Source organism: Anoxybacillus sp. LAT27 (genome assembly GCF_022030075.1).
GTDB lineage: Bacteria > Bacillota > Bacilli > Bacillales > Anoxybacillaceae > Anoxybacillus > Anoxybacillus kestanbolensis.
In genome coordinates, this window is the sequence record NZ_JAIWYK010000225.1 from 1 (window position 1) to 255 (window position 255).

The window sequence follows — 255 nt, forward strand, 5'->3', positions numbered from 1 at the left end:
CGAACATTGGGACGCTCTTTGCCTTTATTACCGTTTCAATTGGCGTTCTTGTGCTGCGCAAAACGCAGCCGAACTTAAAGCGGGCGTTCCGCGTCCCGTTCGTTCCGGTCATCCCGATTTTAGCCGTCTTGTTCTGCGGCTACTTAGTTCTTCAGCTCCCGATGACGACATGGATCGGTTTTATCTCGTGGCTGCTGATCGGCTTGGCCATTTATTTCGTCTACGGACGGAGGCATAGCAAGCTCAACGAAACGG

Annotated in this window: 1 protein-coding gene; it reads left to right on the forward strand. The window is 52.5% G+C overall.

Annotation, left to right across the window (positions count from 1 at the left end; translation table 11 throughout):
• Positions 1–255: amino acid permease C-terminal domain-containing protein (locus LD028_RS09230; protein ID WP_275949119.1), on the forward strand; the 255-nt coding region annotated here is incomplete at both ends.